Source organism: Sporofaciens sp. JLR.KK001 (assembly GCF_036941055.1).
GTDB lineage: Bacteria > Bacillota > Clostridia > Lachnospirales > Lachnospiraceae > Sporofaciens.
Genome location: NZ_JAYMNO010000002.1, coordinates 785,067 through 800,440, shown reverse-complemented (window position 1 = coordinate 800,440; position 15,374 = coordinate 785,067). Strand labels below are relative to the sequence as shown.

At 44.8% G+C, this 15,374-nt stretch carries 15 protein-coding genes; 10 read left to right on the top strand and 5 right to left on the bottom strand.

The features are described from left to right. Nucleotides 1–42: 42 nt before the first annotated feature. From VSQ62_RS29010 to VSQ62_RS28990, 5 genes are all read right to left on the bottom strand, one after another. Nucleotides 43–360, bottom strand: coding sequence for a multidrug transporter (locus tag VSQ62_RS29010; protein ID WP_162210290.1), 318 nt, complete (start codon nt 358–360; stop codon nt 43–45). Nucleotides 361–1,107: 747 nt separating this feature from the next. Beyond that, nucleotides 1,108–1,899 (bottom strand): hypothetical protein, encoded by a 792-nt coding sequence (locus VSQ62_RS29005; protein WP_162210289.1) that lies wholly within the window; start codon nt 1,897–1,899, stop codon nt 1,108–1,110. A 7-nt stretch (nt 1,900–1,906) separates the two neighbouring features. Beyond that, entirely contained in the window at nt 1,907–2,854 is a 948-nt protein-coding gene (locus VSQ62_RS29000) for a hypothetical protein (protein WP_162210288.1), read from the bottom strand. Continuing rightward, nucleotides 2,817–3,944 carry a DUF262 domain-containing protein gene (locus tag VSQ62_RS28995; RefSeq protein ID WP_334638537.1) on the bottom strand — a complete coding sequence of 376 codons (1,128 nt, stop codon included), beginning with the start codon at nt 3,942–3,944 and terminating at the stop codon, nt 2,817–2,819. The genes VSQ62_RS29000 and VSQ62_RS28995 overlap by 38 nt, the downstream gene beginning before the upstream one ends. A gap of 165 nt (nt 3,945–4,109) precedes the next feature. After that, entirely contained in the window at nt 4,110–4,727 is a 618-nt protein-coding gene (locus VSQ62_RS28990; RefSeq protein WP_334638350.1) for a nucleoside recognition protein, read from the bottom strand. Between the two features lie 188 nt (nt 4,728–4,915). Here VSQ62_RS28990 and VSQ62_RS28985 point away from each other — a divergent pair, with 188 nt between their 5' ends. The 10 genes from VSQ62_RS28985 (at nt 4,916) to VSQ62_RS28940 (ending at nt 15,346) form a co-directional block, all read left to right on the top strand. Continuing rightward, on the top strand, nt 4,916–7,336 hold the full coding sequence (locus VSQ62_RS28985; RefSeq protein ID WP_334638349.1) for a transglutaminase domain-containing protein: 2,421 nt from the start codon (nt 4,916–4,918) through the stop codon (nt 7,334–7,336). Between the two features lie 183 nt (nt 7,337–7,519). After that, nucleotides 7,520–8,890, top strand: a complete 1,371-nt coding sequence (locus VSQ62_RS28980) for a CCA tRNA nucleotidyltransferase (protein WP_334638536.1) — start codon at nt 7,520–7,522, stop codon at nt 8,888–8,890. A 75-nt stretch (nt 8,891–8,965) separates the two neighbouring features. Beyond that, nucleotides 8,966–9,994: a CotS family spore coat protein gene (locus VSQ62_RS28975; protein ID WP_334638348.1), complete on the top strand. Its 1,029-nt coding sequence runs from the start codon at nt 8,966–8,968 to the stop codon at nt 9,992–9,994. Between the two features lie 116 nt (nt 9,995–10,110). Then, entirely contained in the window at nt 10,111–11,844 is a 1,734-nt protein-coding gene (locus VSQ62_RS28970) for a phospho-sugar mutase (protein WP_334638347.1), read from the top strand. Nucleotides 11,845–12,080: 236 nt separating this feature from the next. Beyond that, nucleotides 12,081–12,356: a non-specific DNA-binding protein Hbs gene (gene hbs / locus VSQ62_RS28965; protein ID WP_334638346.1), complete on the top strand. Its 276-nt coding sequence runs from the start codon at nt 12,081–12,083 to the stop codon at nt 12,354–12,356. Between the two features lie 173 nt (nt 12,357–12,529). Continuing rightward, nucleotides 12,530–12,769: an RNA-binding S4 domain-containing protein gene (locus tag VSQ62_RS28960; RefSeq protein WP_334638345.1), complete on the top strand. Its 240-nt coding sequence runs from the start codon at nt 12,530–12,532 to the stop codon at nt 12,767–12,769. 49 nt (nt 12,770–12,818) lie between these two features. Then, nucleotides 12,819–13,103 carry a sporulation protein YabP gene (gene yabP / locus VSQ62_RS28955; protein WP_334638344.1) on the top strand — a complete coding sequence of 95 codons (285 nt, stop codon included), beginning with the start codon at nt 12,819–12,821 and terminating at the stop codon, nt 13,101–13,103. 4 nt (nt 13,104–13,107) lie between these two features. Then, on the top strand, nt 13,108–13,461 hold the full coding sequence (gene yabQ, locus VSQ62_RS28950; RefSeq protein ID WP_334638343.1) for a spore cortex biosynthesis protein YabQ: 354 nt from the start codon (nt 13,108–13,110) through the stop codon (nt 13,459–13,461). 61 nt (nt 13,462–13,522) lie between these two features. After that, a complete protein-coding gene (locus tag VSQ62_RS28945) occupies nt 13,523–13,846 on the top strand; it encodes a septum formation initiator family protein (protein ID WP_334638342.1) in 324 nt (107 codons plus the stop codon). 96 nt (nt 13,847–13,942) lie between these two features. Beyond that, nucleotides 13,943–15,346, top strand: coding sequence for a SpoIIE family protein phosphatase (locus VSQ62_RS28940; protein ID WP_334638341.1), 1,404 nt, complete (start codon nt 13,943–13,945; stop codon nt 15,344–15,346). Nucleotides 15,347–15,374 lie beyond the last annotated feature (28 nt).

Here is a 15,374-nt window from a genome sequence, read left to right as displayed (position 1 = left end):
TTCCTTATCCTTTTCAGATATGTTTTAACTGTGATACATCTTTTACATTTTAGCGAAATGCCCTATCGTATCTTTCAAATCATCACTAAAATCATTCAGATCATCCATCGTGATTGCACCATCGTTCAACAATGACATCATAATATAAAATTGATTCGATCTGCTCATCTCACATTGTACACCACAAGCTTTTTTGTCTGTCTTAATCCGTTCCTCTAGTTTCCAAAACTTATCTGATGGATCTCCTTCCCCGCTAAGAATTTCAATATATTCTTTATTCAGCTTGTCCATATATGCTTCTTGCCAATCAACAATCTTACGCCGAAATAATTTCCAGTCTCTCTCAGAAAATCTGTTCATGTTAATCAAAGCACCTCACAATCTTTCTGCCATGTTCTCCTATGTAAAATCTAATACATTAAACCGATATAATAAATTCTTCTTCATAATATGGAATTAGTGAATCACATTGCACTCATCTATATCATAATCTGCATCAATAAGATCCTGGCCTTCTAAACTGCCAATTCTTCGAAACTATCTTTTTATTCATAGCCAGCCCGTAAACATTTTCTTCTTTGTTTTCGGAAGGCTTCATAAAATGCTGTATCATTTCAAGTAAAAAGCGTAAATTACCATTCCGACAAGCCATCGAGGGATTGAATTACTTGTCTTTGTAAAATTGACATGTCTAATTACCACCTTTCTTACTTAAGCTATATTCCTTTTCTTAGTATACCCTAACCCGGATAAACCGGAACCTAAATTTTGCCAAAATACGCAAAATTTCGTTGTTAGGTGCCTAAAAATCAGTTCCTCTCAATATACTTTCAAAACACTTTTTCGTCTATTCTTGAATAATACGAAAGCGGAAGACATTATATCCTCCCCTTCCTCACTGGTCCGTGAAGCCGCCCGGCCCTCCTGTGCTCCTCCAGCTTCTCCAATTCCTCCATCGCCTTCAATCCCCCTTGTGTCAAGGTAGTGACACGAATTTTTTAAATATTTTTTTGAACCGTGGAATTGTTTGTCGATTCAAGAAAACTTTCCAGTTTATCTTTAAATTTAAAGATAATTTATAGTTGACTATCCTTGTGAAATCACTCTCTACATTTTAGCAAATGTAATAATAAAGATACTTTTACAAATCTTGAGTATTTCTTCTGATGATTTGTTCGCCAGTTTCTCACAAAATAACTTTACGATTAAATTATTGTACTCGTATTCAGGGAGGTTCCCATTATTATCTATAACATTTTTTACAAAATCAAATAATTGCCGAGTACGGAATGGAGGGTCGTTTAATCGAAATCTTTTTATGTGCGCTTCTATAAATCGAAGTTCCCTATCAGAATATGTATGTGAATCTTTGGCGGGTTCAAATTCCATATTCATAACATTATACTGTAAAACTAGTGTTTCATTTGAATCCGTACCTTGAATACCTATAGGCTGTAATATAATTTCCGCATCAGTAAGACTACTGTACTTCTTTTGTAATTTCCTTAATGATTTACAAGGAACGGTACATTGTTTACGGCAGCTTGTTGAACATTTACTGGATTCCTCATATTGAGTAATATCGTTTTTGGGTATTTTTCTCCTTTTTTCTCCAATACGTTTAAATGTCTGGTTACAAACCGGACAAGACAGCCCTATATTAGGTACACATTCAATCAATTTATCTGAATTACTTTTTTCAATTGCATGTTCTAAATTAGCATATAGTTTTCCATCTACGCGAATCCGTGTATAACAATACATGCAATATCCACCTGTACTTTCTTCCAAAGTGTCCTTTAAATTATTTCTTTCTATTGAATTTGCATAACCATATTTTTTCCATTTTTTATAATGCGGCTGAAATACGGGTATCTCAAGTAACAAAAAATCTTCCATTTAGCAATCACCATTCTCGTATTTGATGTAAAATTATTTGCTGTGAAGCAGTCAATTTCCCGTTTCCTATCTGTTCAAGACATTCTTCATCTTTTTTTCCCCATGCGCCACTAATCTTATTATTCAGCAATCTTCTTAATGTATTTTCTATCTCTGATTCAAAGGCTTCATTATTTCCGAATATTCGGTCAAAAATAATCTGCACTTCTGAAATAGATGTGTAGTCATTACTATCCGCAACTTCATAACTGCCATTATCTAAAATTATTATATTAGAATCGTTTGAGGATGCTACTAAATCACAAGAGTGTGTTGTTACAATCCATCTTGCCCACGGAAATGTTTTCTTCAAAAATTTTAAAATTGCAGCAGAATATCTGGGAGATAAATATTCGTCCAATTCATCTATTACAATCCACGCATATTGCAATGCCTTCGTTTCAATTTCCATATCCTGATAATACAGTAATTCAAGTAATATGCGTACTATTGCCTGATAACCGCTTGATAAGAGTCCCTTTCCATTTCCAAAATTTACTTCCCCTAATGGAGCATCATAATCTATTTTAAAGCTGTCGTTTGTTAATTCACAAAATAAATCTTGGACTTCTTTTTCATATAATTGATAAATAATTTCTATCCTTTCTGTTAAAGTCCCAAAACAATTAAAAGAATCAACCAAATTAAAATTCTCGTCTTGCAGTCTTGTGTCTAAAATCGTTTTTTTATACTTTGGACTTTTATTTGTTTTAGATACTTTTTTTACATCAAATCCACGGTTAACTGCATCAATAAAATATACAGCTCTGTCATCCTTTATTTTTTCTATAAATAGTTTTAGTAACAATGTTTTTCCGCTAGAATTTTCCCCTATGATAATGTTGTCTGTATAAGGTAATTCTTCGTTAGATATTTTGTCAATGATATGATTTATCATCTCCAGACCAAATTTCATACACTGTTTTCCACCTTTCATTCATGCTTTTCATTTTAACTGTTCCCTGCCGCGCATGGGATATATATCTTGGATCATGCAGTATTTTGTTATATATTGTAGATGTAACTGGTTTATGGATACCCAATTTCTCATAAACAATATAGAAACTCTCTAATAAGGCCACCTTTGATGACTGCGTTACATTTACTTTAAACAAATCAAAAAAGCAACTCAAACTATTTCTATATTTTTTAATTTGTTTTTTATCAAATTTCATGGATTCTTCTGAAAACTTGTCTAACAATTTTGTATAGGAACTATGATAGTTTTCTATAATAAAATTAAAATTTATTGAGTCCTTCTGCTCAATCCTAACATACTTTTTCAATGCGCAAAACCGCAAAAGAGTTTCCATGTCGCGTTCCGCAGCATCCTCTTTCCCCCATATTTTTCGCCATTTATCATCATGCCTGTTATATTCCTGCAGCATGGCATAAAAATCACATACATATATTCCATTCCTCAATTCCTGCTGCGTCAAAAGAGATCCTTTTGCATTTAAATTTTCAAAAATTTTTCTTAATATTTTTGTACGCTGCTTTTCGTCATCAATTTTTATCTCTATAACAGTAATTGACGTGTAGTCTATGCGTCTTTTCATTTCCATGGGAAGCGCGGCATAATCTACATTAAAATTTTTCTCATCTTCATTTTTTAATTGAATATGAAGTTCTTCTAATGCCAGTTGGCTTGTCAAGGCTTCCTTAAAAGAACCGTTATCCACTTGAATCTCTGAAAAATCTACAGAATTATTTTTTCTTTTATCTAAATAATAACCTATATAATAAAAAAATAAACTCAAAACGCGCTGTTGTCCATCCAGGATTTCCAATTGATTTTCCTTGTTTCTGCAAGTATAAATTGGCGGAATCGGTAAACCACGAATCAATGATTCAACTAACGATATAACCTGTTCCTTACTCCAACGATATTTTCTCTGATATTTGGGTATAATATACAAATTTTCGTTTACACCTTCTACCAGAGTACGAAATCCAATATCCGTCTTATATTGTTGAATGCTAATTCCTTTCAAATCGCTCATCATGCTCAATATCGTTTCCTCCTCAGATTTTTTAACTTATATTATACAAACCGGATATCTGTTAGCTTTACATCTTAATTACTTAGTATACCCTAAAAATCAGTTTCTCTCAATATACTTTCAAAACTCATTTTCGTTTATTCTTGAATACTACGAAAGCGGAAGATATTATATCCTCCACTTCCCGTCCATCATCTTACAATATACCACCGCCACAATCGTACTTACCGCCGTAGCCGCGATCCCCGGCCCCACGACTGCCGCCGGGTTCACTGATCCGTACTGGCTCCGGTATGCAATTACATTTACCGGAATCAATTGTAGCGAAGATATGTTAATGATAAGAAATGTACACATCTCATTACTGGCGGTTCCACGTTTCCTTACCATACCAGGCATTCTACCCATTCTTCGCTCATCTTCCAATTTAGAAAGCTCTTCCATCGCCCGTAATCCCGCCGGCGTTGCCGCCCACCCAAGCCCCAGAACATTGGCGATGATATTTGTAGTAATATGTTCTTCGGCCGGATGATTGGCCGGAAGGCCGGGGAACAGGAATCGGACCAGAGGCCGTATTCGGATAGAAGCAGCGCGGATGATGCCGGCTTTCCCAGCAATCTCCATAAGTCCGACCCAGAACGACATTACCCCCATCATAGTAATGCACAGAGTGATTGCTTCTTTGGAAGAATCAAGCGCGGCGTTAGTGATATCCGGCATCCGTCCGGTGAATGCGGCGAATATAATGCCGATTAGTATCATACCTGCCCATAGATAATTTAACATGCGATATACCTTTGAAGTGTTTTGCATATAAGATATGCATCAGGGGATGTCCTTTAGGTATAAATTTCTGAAATTTTATAATTTCCCATTGGAAAAATTTCGTCATTGAAGAAATGAACAATGTAATTTATGATGGGAAAGAAAGATAAGAACAAATAAAACCAGAACAAAGATAGGAGAAAAGCAATATGATCAAAAGGAAGAATAATAGTAAGAAGATACTGGTATTTCTTCTTATTCTTGGATTCATCGGCAATACGGTGAGTCATATGCAGATCACCGCATCTGCGGCGGGAGCAGAAGGGGACAACGTCCCGGGGGTAATGGGAAGTGTGCCGGAACAGGATATGGATCAGCCGGGATGCATCTGTGAAGCACAATGTACGGAAGAGGCAAGGGAGGCAGATTGTCCTGTGTGTGAGGCGGATTTGCAGGCCTGCGGCGGGGAAGATTCGGCAGAACGGACGGATGGAGAGCCGTCTGCGGATGAAGATGCGTCTGCGGATGAAGATGCGTCTGCGGATAAGAACGAAGACGGGGATACAGATGCCGTATCAGGAATTTCGGCAAAGCAGGAAAGAATGGCTGCAGATACAGAACCGGCCGCTAGAGCGGCAACGGACGAGCAGGTGAAGAACGCATGGGATGCGATGACGGCGGCGATGGTTAATTGGGATAAGGAGATCGATTTATCCGGTTATAATCTTACAGCCGATGATTGGAATCGTATCTGGCCGGATGTGGCACAGGATAATCCAGATCTGTTCTATGTGCTGAGTTCTGAGTATTTTACTTCATCGGACGGGGTTGTGCAGAAGTGTCAGTTTACCTATAATCCGCAGTATAACCAGGACAGTGTTGTGAAGTACCGGGCTGCCATAGACAAGGTATTTGCGGAAGTTATCGGAAGCAATATGACGGATGAGCAGAAGGCGACGGCGCTGCATGATTATCTGGTACAGCATATGGTATACGATCAGAATGCCAACAACAATCTGGGAATTGAAAAAAGGAACGCCTACGAAGCCCTGGTGAATGGGATCGGCGTCTGCCAGGGATATACCCTTGCGTATGCTGCGCTGCTTAAAAAGGCAGGCATAGAGGTCGACTATTGTAAAAGCAAATCAATGAACCATATATGGAATTATGTGAAGCTGGACGGCAGATGGTATCATGCGGATCTTACTTATGATGACGCAACTGCCAGCAGTCAGGTTGGGGAGACCGGATATGTCAAGCATACCTATTTCCTGCTCAGTGATTCTGCTATGCAAAATGCGAAGCATGATTGGGATGCCAATGATATCACGTGTAACGATGCCAGATATGATAATTCCTGGCATAAGACGGCACCGCTGCAGGAATCTGCTATCTATACAGTGGACGGAGCGTCCTATTACCTCAAGGGCAGTACGGTTGAGGGTGCGCCTTCGACTATTTACAAAGGCGCTTCGCTGGTCAAGAGAGATTCCGGCGGAACGGAGAGTATTGTGGGCAGCTTCGAGATAGAGAATCTTGGAAACGGATGGCCGATGTATTCAATGAGTTTTTCCAGGCTTTCCTGTTCAAAAGGAGTCTTATATTTTAATGTAGGTAACTCTGTATACGCGTTTGATCCGTCGAAGGATACAGCGCCCGAGAAGATCTATCAATATGAGGATGCAGACAAGAGGATCGTGACCGGTCTGCTGGTAAACGGGAATATGATGACCCTGGAGATTTATAATACGAGTACGAATAAGATTGATGATAAGATAAGCGTGCCGATTACAGAAGAACCAGAAGATGAGAATATGTACAAGACCGAGGTAGAGAACGGTATATCCAAGGTCCCGGATTCTTTCAAGGATAAGGAGAATTTGAATACGCCGGAGAAGATCGAGCAGGAGATGAAGCTTAAGCTCCGGGATAAAGTCAGCGGGATTGAAGAGACGAACGTTGCTGTTTATGATGTTAAGCTTATGGTAAATGTTAACGGAACGGGCTGGCAGGAGGTGACGAAGGATGATTTCCCGTCAGACGGCCTGACTGTAACGCTGCCGTATCCGGCTGGTACAGGAAAGGATACCCATGATTTTGCGGCGGCTCATATGTTTACAGCAGATATGAATGGTTTTCAGGCAGGAGATATAGAATATCCCGATGTTGCCAAAACGGAGAAGGGTATTGAATTCAAAGTAAAGGGGCTGTCTCCGATTGCCATAGGTTGGAAAGAAGTGAAGGATGATTCTGACGGCGGCAGTGACAACAATGGAAACGGCAACAACAATGGAAGCGGTGACAATAACGGAAGCGGCGGCAACAATGGCAATGGTGACAACAACGGAAGCGGCGGCAATGGAAATGGCAACAATGGAAGCGATAACAACAGCGGCAACAATGACAATAACGGAAGCAACAATGGCAACAACGTAAGCGGTAACAACAACGGAAGCAACACCAACAATGGCAATAACAATAACAATAACGGCAATGCGTCAGTACGTTCTGTTACGAAGGCTCCTGTTACCGGAGATTCAGCACCGATCATGCTGTATGTATTATTGACGGCGGCAGCTTTGGGTATGGTGTTTGGCGGTTATATCCGAATGAGGAGAAAGAGCTGCTAACAAGACAGGACGATAAAGAAGACACAGCGAAGCGGAGAGCATCTTGCTCTCCGTTTTCTGATGCAGGGAATCCTGCCTGCCGGTGTCTTCCGGCGCGTATTCGCCTATCATTTGGCAACCATTATAAAAATGTGGTATGATATATACAACCAAAGCATAATCGGAGGGGATATTGTGAAGAAGCTGAGCATTCATCTGCCAGAGAAGGCGGACAGAATCATAACAAGATTACAGGAGCATGGATATGAGGCATACGCGGTGGGCGGATGTGTCAGGGATTCCATGCTGGAGAGGGAGCCCGGGGACTGGGATATCACGACGTCTGCAACGCCGGAAGAGACGAAAGAATTATTCGGCAGGACATTTGATACGGGGATCGAGCATGGCACGGTCACGGTGCTTCTTGAAGGGGAAGGTTTTGAGGTGACGACATACCGGATCGACGGGAAGTACGAGGATGGCCGGCATCCGAAGGAGGTTACATTTACCAGAAGCCTTAAGGAGGATCTTAAGAGAAGAGATTTTACGGTCAATGCCATGGCGTATAACCGGACGGAGGGGCTGGTAGATATCTTCGGAGGAGCTGAGGATCTGAAGGCGAAGGTGATCCGCTGTGTGGGGGATGCCAGAGAGCGATTTTCTGAGGATGCCTTAAGGATACTTCGGGGTATCCGGTTCGCGGCGCAGCTTGGATTTGATATTGAGAATGAGACGAGGCGCGGCATGCAGGCGCTTGCGCCGACGCTTAAGAAGATCAGTGCGGAGCGGATACAGGTGGAGATGGTGAAGCTTCTGATGTCTGACAGGCCCGGGCTTCTTAGGGATGCATATGAACTTGGTATCACGGAGGTGATCCTGCCGGAGTTTGACCGGATTATGGCTACGGAGCAGGAGACGCCGCATCACATGTACAATGTAGGAGAGCATACGTTGCACGCCATGGAGAATATCCGGGCAGATAAGGTGCTGAGGCTTACGATGCTGTTACATGATATGGGAAAGCCAGAGTTTAAGACGGTGGATGCCGACGGGGTGGCGCATTTTAAGCGGCATGCCGAACAGAGCCAGGTGATTGCAAGAGACGTGTTAAGGCGTCTCAAATTCGACAATGATACACTGCAAAAGGTATCGAGGCTCGTGGGCTTTCATGACTATCGCATGCCGTCTTCGGCGAAGAATGTCCGCCGCGCCGTGAATAAGATCGGGGAGGATATCTTTCCGCTCTATATGGAAGTCCGCCGCGCGGATGTGCTGGCTCAGAGCATGTATTTGAGGGAGGAGAAGATAAGAAATCTGGATGAGATCGAGGAGCTGTACCGGGAGATTCTAAGGGAGAAGCAGTGCGTGTCCCTTAAGGATCTGGCAGTAACCGGGAGAGACCTGATTGAAGCAGGAATGGAGCCGGGGAAGGAGATCGGAGTCTGTCTGAATGAATTGCTGCAGGTGGTGATCGAAGAACCGGAGATGAACGTGAAGGAGAAGCTTCTGGCAATCGTGAAGCCGTCTGGAGTATCGCTGCCTGGCCCGGGATACTCTCCCAAGACAAAGAAATAGAGAGCATGTAAGCATATTTCCATCATCTGCATCATACGTTAGAGAGAATATGTAATATAAGTGCAGGGGATGGATATGCAGGAGTATGAACTAAATGTATTGGAACAGTATGATATAGAAGTTGCCGGCACCCGCAAGACCAGGGGTGCTGTTTTATGCGATACGGATCGGGGGCTTATGCTTCTCAAGGAAGTGAAGGTGTCAGAAAAACGTATTCCTGCGTTGTATGAGCTGCATGAGTATCTTCGGGACCAGGGATACATCTGGACGGACCGGATCATACGGACGAAGGAAGGAGGATACCTTGCGGCTTTGGAGGAAGGGAACCAGTATCTTCTGAAATCCTGGTTCCAGGGGCGGGAATGCGATGTCAAGAAGCCTGCGGAGCTGCTGGCGGCAGCGGGGAATCTGGCGAAGCTGCATATGCTGATGTGTTATGAGCTGCCAGGCAGCGTGACTCCGGGCGCGCATCTGGGAGAGGAATATCTGCGTCATAACCGGGAGCTTAAAAAGGTCCGCAAATTCATGCGGGGGATATCGCCCAAAGGAGAATTCGAGGCAGCTTTCTTGAAGTATTTTGAGCAGATGTATCAGTGGGCGGCAGCAGCCGTAGATGAGCTTGAGGATTCAGACTATGACAGGCTGTATCGAGACAGTGTGGAGAACTGCTGCATGACCCACGGAGAATATAATTATCATAATATACTGATGCTTCCGGCGGAACCGCTCACAGGAGGTTATCAGCACAGGAAAGAACCATATCATATTGCGGTTACGAATTTCGAGAAATTTAAGAGAGACGTGCAGGTGGAGGATCTGTATTATTTCCTCCGGAAGGTGATGGAGAAGCAGGGCTGGAAGGTACGGCTTGGAGATAACATGCTGAATGCCTATTCGGCGATCCGGCCGCTTTCGCGGGAAGAGACGGAATATCTGAGGATTCGGCTGATTTATCCGGAGAAGTTCTGGAAAATTGCGAATTCCTATTATCATTCGAACAAAGCGTGGATCTCGGCGAAGAGCATAGAGAAGCTGCACATGGCGATCCGGCAGACGGAGGAAAAGAAGAGATTCCTGGAAGAAGTATTTTCTTTTCGCCTGTAACCTGTCTGCCGATGCAGCGGCGTTTTATCTAAAATTTCCCGGAATACATAAGAAAAAGTTTGTCAGTGCCTTAATTACAGAGTATAATAGAGATATTAAGGACAGGAGGTACTAAAATGGAATATCGTGAGAAATATGAAGAATGGCTGAACGACCCGTACTTTGACGAGGCTGCGAAGGAAGAACTGAGAAGTATTGCAGAGGATGGCAACGAGATCAAAGAGCGTTTTTATAAGGACCTTGAATTCGGTACGGCCGGGCTTAGAGGGATTATAGGCGCAGGGACGAACCGAATGAATATCTATACGGTAAGGAAGGCAACCCAGGGACTTGCGAATTATATCATCAGCAAGGACGGGCAGAAGAAGGGTGTGGCGATCGCGTATGATTCCCGCCGTATGTCGCCGGAATTCGCAGATGAAGCGGCTCTGTGCCTTGCTGCGAACAGGATCAAGGCATATGTGTTCGAGTCGCTGCGTCCTACGCCTGAGTTGTCTTATGCGGTGCGCTCTCTTGGATGCATCGCAGGTATCAATATCACGGCGAGCCATAACCCGCCGGAGTATAACGGATATAAGGTGTACTGGGAGGACGGAGCACAGATCACGCCGCCGCATGACAAGGGTATCATGGACGAGGTGAAGGCTGTTACAGAGTACAATACCGTGAAGACCATGGGGCTTGAGGAAGCGAAGGCAGCCGGGATGTATGAGGTGATCGGAGCGGCCGTGGACGACGGGTATATTGCAGAGCTTAAGAAGCAGGTGATCCATCAGGATTCTATTGACGCAGTGGGCAAGGACCTGAAGATCGTGTACAGCCCGCTTCATGGAACCGGGAATATTCCGGCAAGGCGTATCCTGAAGGAGTTAGGTTTCGAGAATGTATATGTTGTGAAGGAACAGGAGCTTCCGGACGGAGAGTTCCCGACCGTGTCTTATCCAAACCCGGAGGCGAAGGAAGCGTTCGAACTGGGGCTCAAGCTTGCGAAGGAAGTGGACGCGGATCTGGTACTTGCGACGGACCCGGATGCGGACCGTCTCGGTGTGTATGTGAAGGATGCGAAGTCCGGTGAATATAAGGTGCTGACAGGGAATATGTCGGGATGTCTTCTCGCAGATTATGAGATCGGCCAGCGCAAAGCGCTGTATGGGCTTCCGGACGACGGATATCTGATCAAGACGATCGTTACATCGAATCTGGCGGACGCCATTGCCAAGGGATACGGGATCGGTCTGATTGAGGTATTGACAGGCTTCAAGTTTATCGGACAGCAGATCCTTGGATTCGAGACGACGGGCAAGGGCAGCTATCTCTTTGGATTCGAGGAGAGCTACGGATGCCTGATCGGAACCCATGCAAGGGATAAGGATGCGATCGTGGCTACGATGGCGCTGTGCGAGGCTGCCGCTTATTATAAGACCCAGGGTAAGACGCTGTGGGATGCCATGGTGGACATGTATGACAAGTACGGCTACTATAAGGATGATATTCAGTCTATCACTTTGAAGGGGATCGAAGGGCTTCAGAAGATCCAGGAGATCCTGGAGACGCTTCGGAAGAATCCGCCGGCAGAGGTTGGAGGATATCAGGTTGTGAAGGCAAGAGATTACCAGGCGGAGACGATCAAGGATATCGCGACGGGCGAAGTGACAGGGACGGGCCTTCCGAAGTCCAACGTTCTGTATTATGACCTGACCGACGACGCGTGGCTGTGCGTAAGACCTTCTGGAACGGAGCCGAAGGTCAAATTCTATTATGGGATTAAGGGAGCTTCTCTTGCAGACGCCGACGAAAAATCAGCGAAGTTGGGGAAAGAAGTTCTGGCTATGATCGATAAGATGCTCTAAAGATATCGGAAAACCTTGAAAATACGGGGAAAACTAAAGAATTTGCCTTGACATTTACTTAGAAAGCGGTTATAACTTTAACTATAGGTCTTCTATGGGACAGGGATACATTGTCGGACGGCAGTTATGCCCGCCAGTGGGGTATGCGTCATGGGCTGCCCGGATGGGAATAGAGGCCGTATTAAGATGATAGAATAAAATAAGGGATTCTATGAAACAAGAGGAGGAAATTATCCATGAATAAGACAGAATTAGTAGCAGCGATTGCCGACCAGGCAGAATTATCCAAGAAGGATTCTGAGAAGGCGTTGAAGGCTTTTATCGACGTTGTAACGGACGAACTGAAGAAAGAGCACAAGGTACAGCTAGTTGGTTTCGGAACCTTTGAGGTGAGCAAGAGAGCTGCAAGAGAAGGAAGGAATCCGCAGACGGGCAAGACTATGAAGATCGATGCATGTAAGGCGCCGAAGTTCAAGGCAGGCAAAGCATTGAAGGACGCTGTTAACGAGTAATCCGTTGTATAAGTCTGTGTTTTCGGGATCTGATCCGGACAGAAGGGGAGAAGAGATTTCGGGAACAGATGGATAAATAGTGGGGATCAGGGTGCCGCAGGAGTGATAACACCGAAGGCACCCTTTTTATGTGCAGGGAACGTCTTCCCTGTCTGGTTGTGAAGGAGGCAGTGATGAGATTAGACAAATTTTTAAAGGTTTCGCGGCTGATCAAGCGCAGGACAGTTGCGAACGAGGCGTGCGATGCGGGGCGTGTATCCGTGAACGGACAGGTGGCGAAGGCATCTGTGAAGGTCAAAGTGGGGGATATTATCGAGATCCAGTTTGGGACGAAGACGGTCAAGGTCGAAGTTTTGGACATCAGGGACACAACAAAGAAGGATGAAGCAGGAGACTTGTTCAAATATTTGTAATAAATGCCGCCGGCCTTTCATATGATTATTAAGAAAGGTTGTGAAGCGCATGGAAGAAAGAACCGTACAGAAAAATCATAAACTGGTGATCAATAACCGGAAGACCAGTCTGGTGACAGGGGTGGTCGATGTATTGTCGTTTGACTTGAATGAGATCCTGCTTGAAACAGAGCAGGGAATGATGATGGTCAAAGGCACGGACCTGCATGTGAACCGGCTGAGTGTGGAGAAGGGTGAGGTGGATCTGTCGGGAAATATTGACAGTGTTGCCTATTCGGACGTCCAGAGCCACGGAAAGCAGCAGGATAATCTGTTCTCCAAGCTGTTCAGGTGATACTATGCCGGGGATCCATGAAGAGATGATGGTGTTCCTTATAGCAGTCGTATCCGGGGCGATCGTGCGTCTTGTATATCAGTGTATCCGTTGTTTCAGGAGGATCGTAGTCCATGATCTGGCGGCGGTAAGCGTGGAGGATATGATTTTCTGGCTGGGTTCTGCCGTCTATATGTTTGTGCAGATTTACCATACAAGTGATGGTAGTATTCGATGGTACTTTATACTAGGTGTTGCGCTTGGAGTGATTTTAATGACAGCTTTTTTCAGCGCCTCTGAAAAACTGTACAAAAAAATCTACGGCCGCAAAAAGAAAGATTTATGCCAGGGGCTTGATAAAAAAGAAGAAAAAAGTTAAGATAAGAGTGAGTATAGGGTGAGTATCGGCGTGAAGCCGGAATAAGGGTGAGTAATTGATTATGGGAAGAACAGAACAGGGGCGTCCCAGGAGACGCCAGAAGAAGCGCATGCAGCGTCACAGGAGAAGCGTGCTGGCAGTCAGTGCGGTTGTCTTGCTTCTGTTTGTAGTCATATCTGCGAACAGTGTGTCCTTGAAGGCCAAGGAAGAACATTACCGGACGCAGGAGATGGAGCTTGAAGAACAGATCGAAGAAGAGAAGGCACGCACGAAGGAGATAGAAGAACTCAGCGAATATGTAGGAACGGATGAATACGTAGAAGATGTGGCGAAGGAGAAATTAGGCCTGATACACGAGAACGAGACGATATTTAAGGCAGAATAACAGACAGAGGATAAGCTTTAGGAGACGGATTTCCTAAGGCTTTTTATTTTTTTCGGAAGAAATATGTCTGAAAACCGTTGAAAGGGGAGCGCAAGGATGACGGAAATAAAGGAGAAAAAGACATTTATCAACCCATATGTCGTACAGATGGACAAGTTTGCGGATTCTTTGGTACATTTGTCAAAGACGTTTCTTACATTAGAAGACTACAAGGGGACATTTTCAAAAGAAGAGATCGAGGAGATGTTTCTGAAGGTCACGGACAAGGTTTGTGATAATTGCGAGAAGAAGGAATGGTGCCTGGGAGAGAACCGGGTACATACTTATCAGCTTCTCTATGAGATCCTGTGTACGGTGGAGGAGTTCGGGGCGGAGCTGAATGTGGAGCTGAAGAGGAGCCTTCAGAAGCGGTGTGTCAAAGCGCCCAGATTCCTGAGGGAGACGTTGGAGACGTTTGAAAATGCGAAGAATATCATGATGTGGAACAATAAGATCGTCCAGAACCGGGAAGGCTATGCGGAACAGCTCGACCGGTTTGCGAAGATGATTCAGCATACGACCCGGGAATTGGATGCGGGTATTTTTGAGGACGAGCGTCTGGAGAAGCGTCTGAAGACGCAGCTTAAGAAGGGCGGCGCAAGGCTCTTGTCTTCGGTGTTCTACATGACGTCCCAGGGGAAGTACGAGATCCATCTCACGGTGAAGTCCATGAAGGGCCGAGTGATCGCCGTGAAGGAGCTGGCCTCTCTTGTGGGAGCGTGTACGGGGCGTACTATGACGCCGCAGATGGGCGAGCGTCCGCTTGTCGGCGAGGAATACTGTACGGTGGCGTGTGTGGAGAGCGCCAGATTCCATACTCTGCAGGGTGTGGCGAAGATAGGTAAGGGATGCGAGAAGATATCCGGTGATACATTCCTTATGACGGATCTGCCGGAGGGCAAGAAAGGGATCGCCCTGTCTGACGGTATGGGCTCCGGAGAAGAGGCGTTCCGGGAGAGCAAGATGGTCGTTGAGATGTTGGAGGAGCTTTTAGAGGCGGGCTTCCCGGTTACGATGGCGGTTCAGCTGATGAATACGGCGCTGGTGATCGCAAGAGAGGAGGTGCGCTTTTCTACTATAGACGCAAGTCTCTTTGATCTGTACAGAGGAACTTGTGAGTTCGTGAAGGCGGGAGCGTCCACGACATTTATCAAGAGGAAAGACAAGGTCGAGACGATCAATTCTTCAACGCTCCCGGTTGGTGTGATCCGGGAGCTGGAGTTGGAGCCGGTGGAGAGTAAGCTGGAATCCGGTGATTTTGTGATCATGGTTACGGACGGGGTTCTGGATGCGCTGCCGGTGGGTGAGCAGGAATCCCTGATGAGCACATTTATCCAGGATGCGGATATTGTGAACCCCAAAGAACTGGCGCATCATATTCTGGAGCAGGTACTGGAATGGACGCAGGAGGTTCCGGTGGATGATATGACTGTGCTGGCGATCGGTATCTGGGAATTATAGAAGAAGGTAAGAAGAGCTTGCTTTTTCG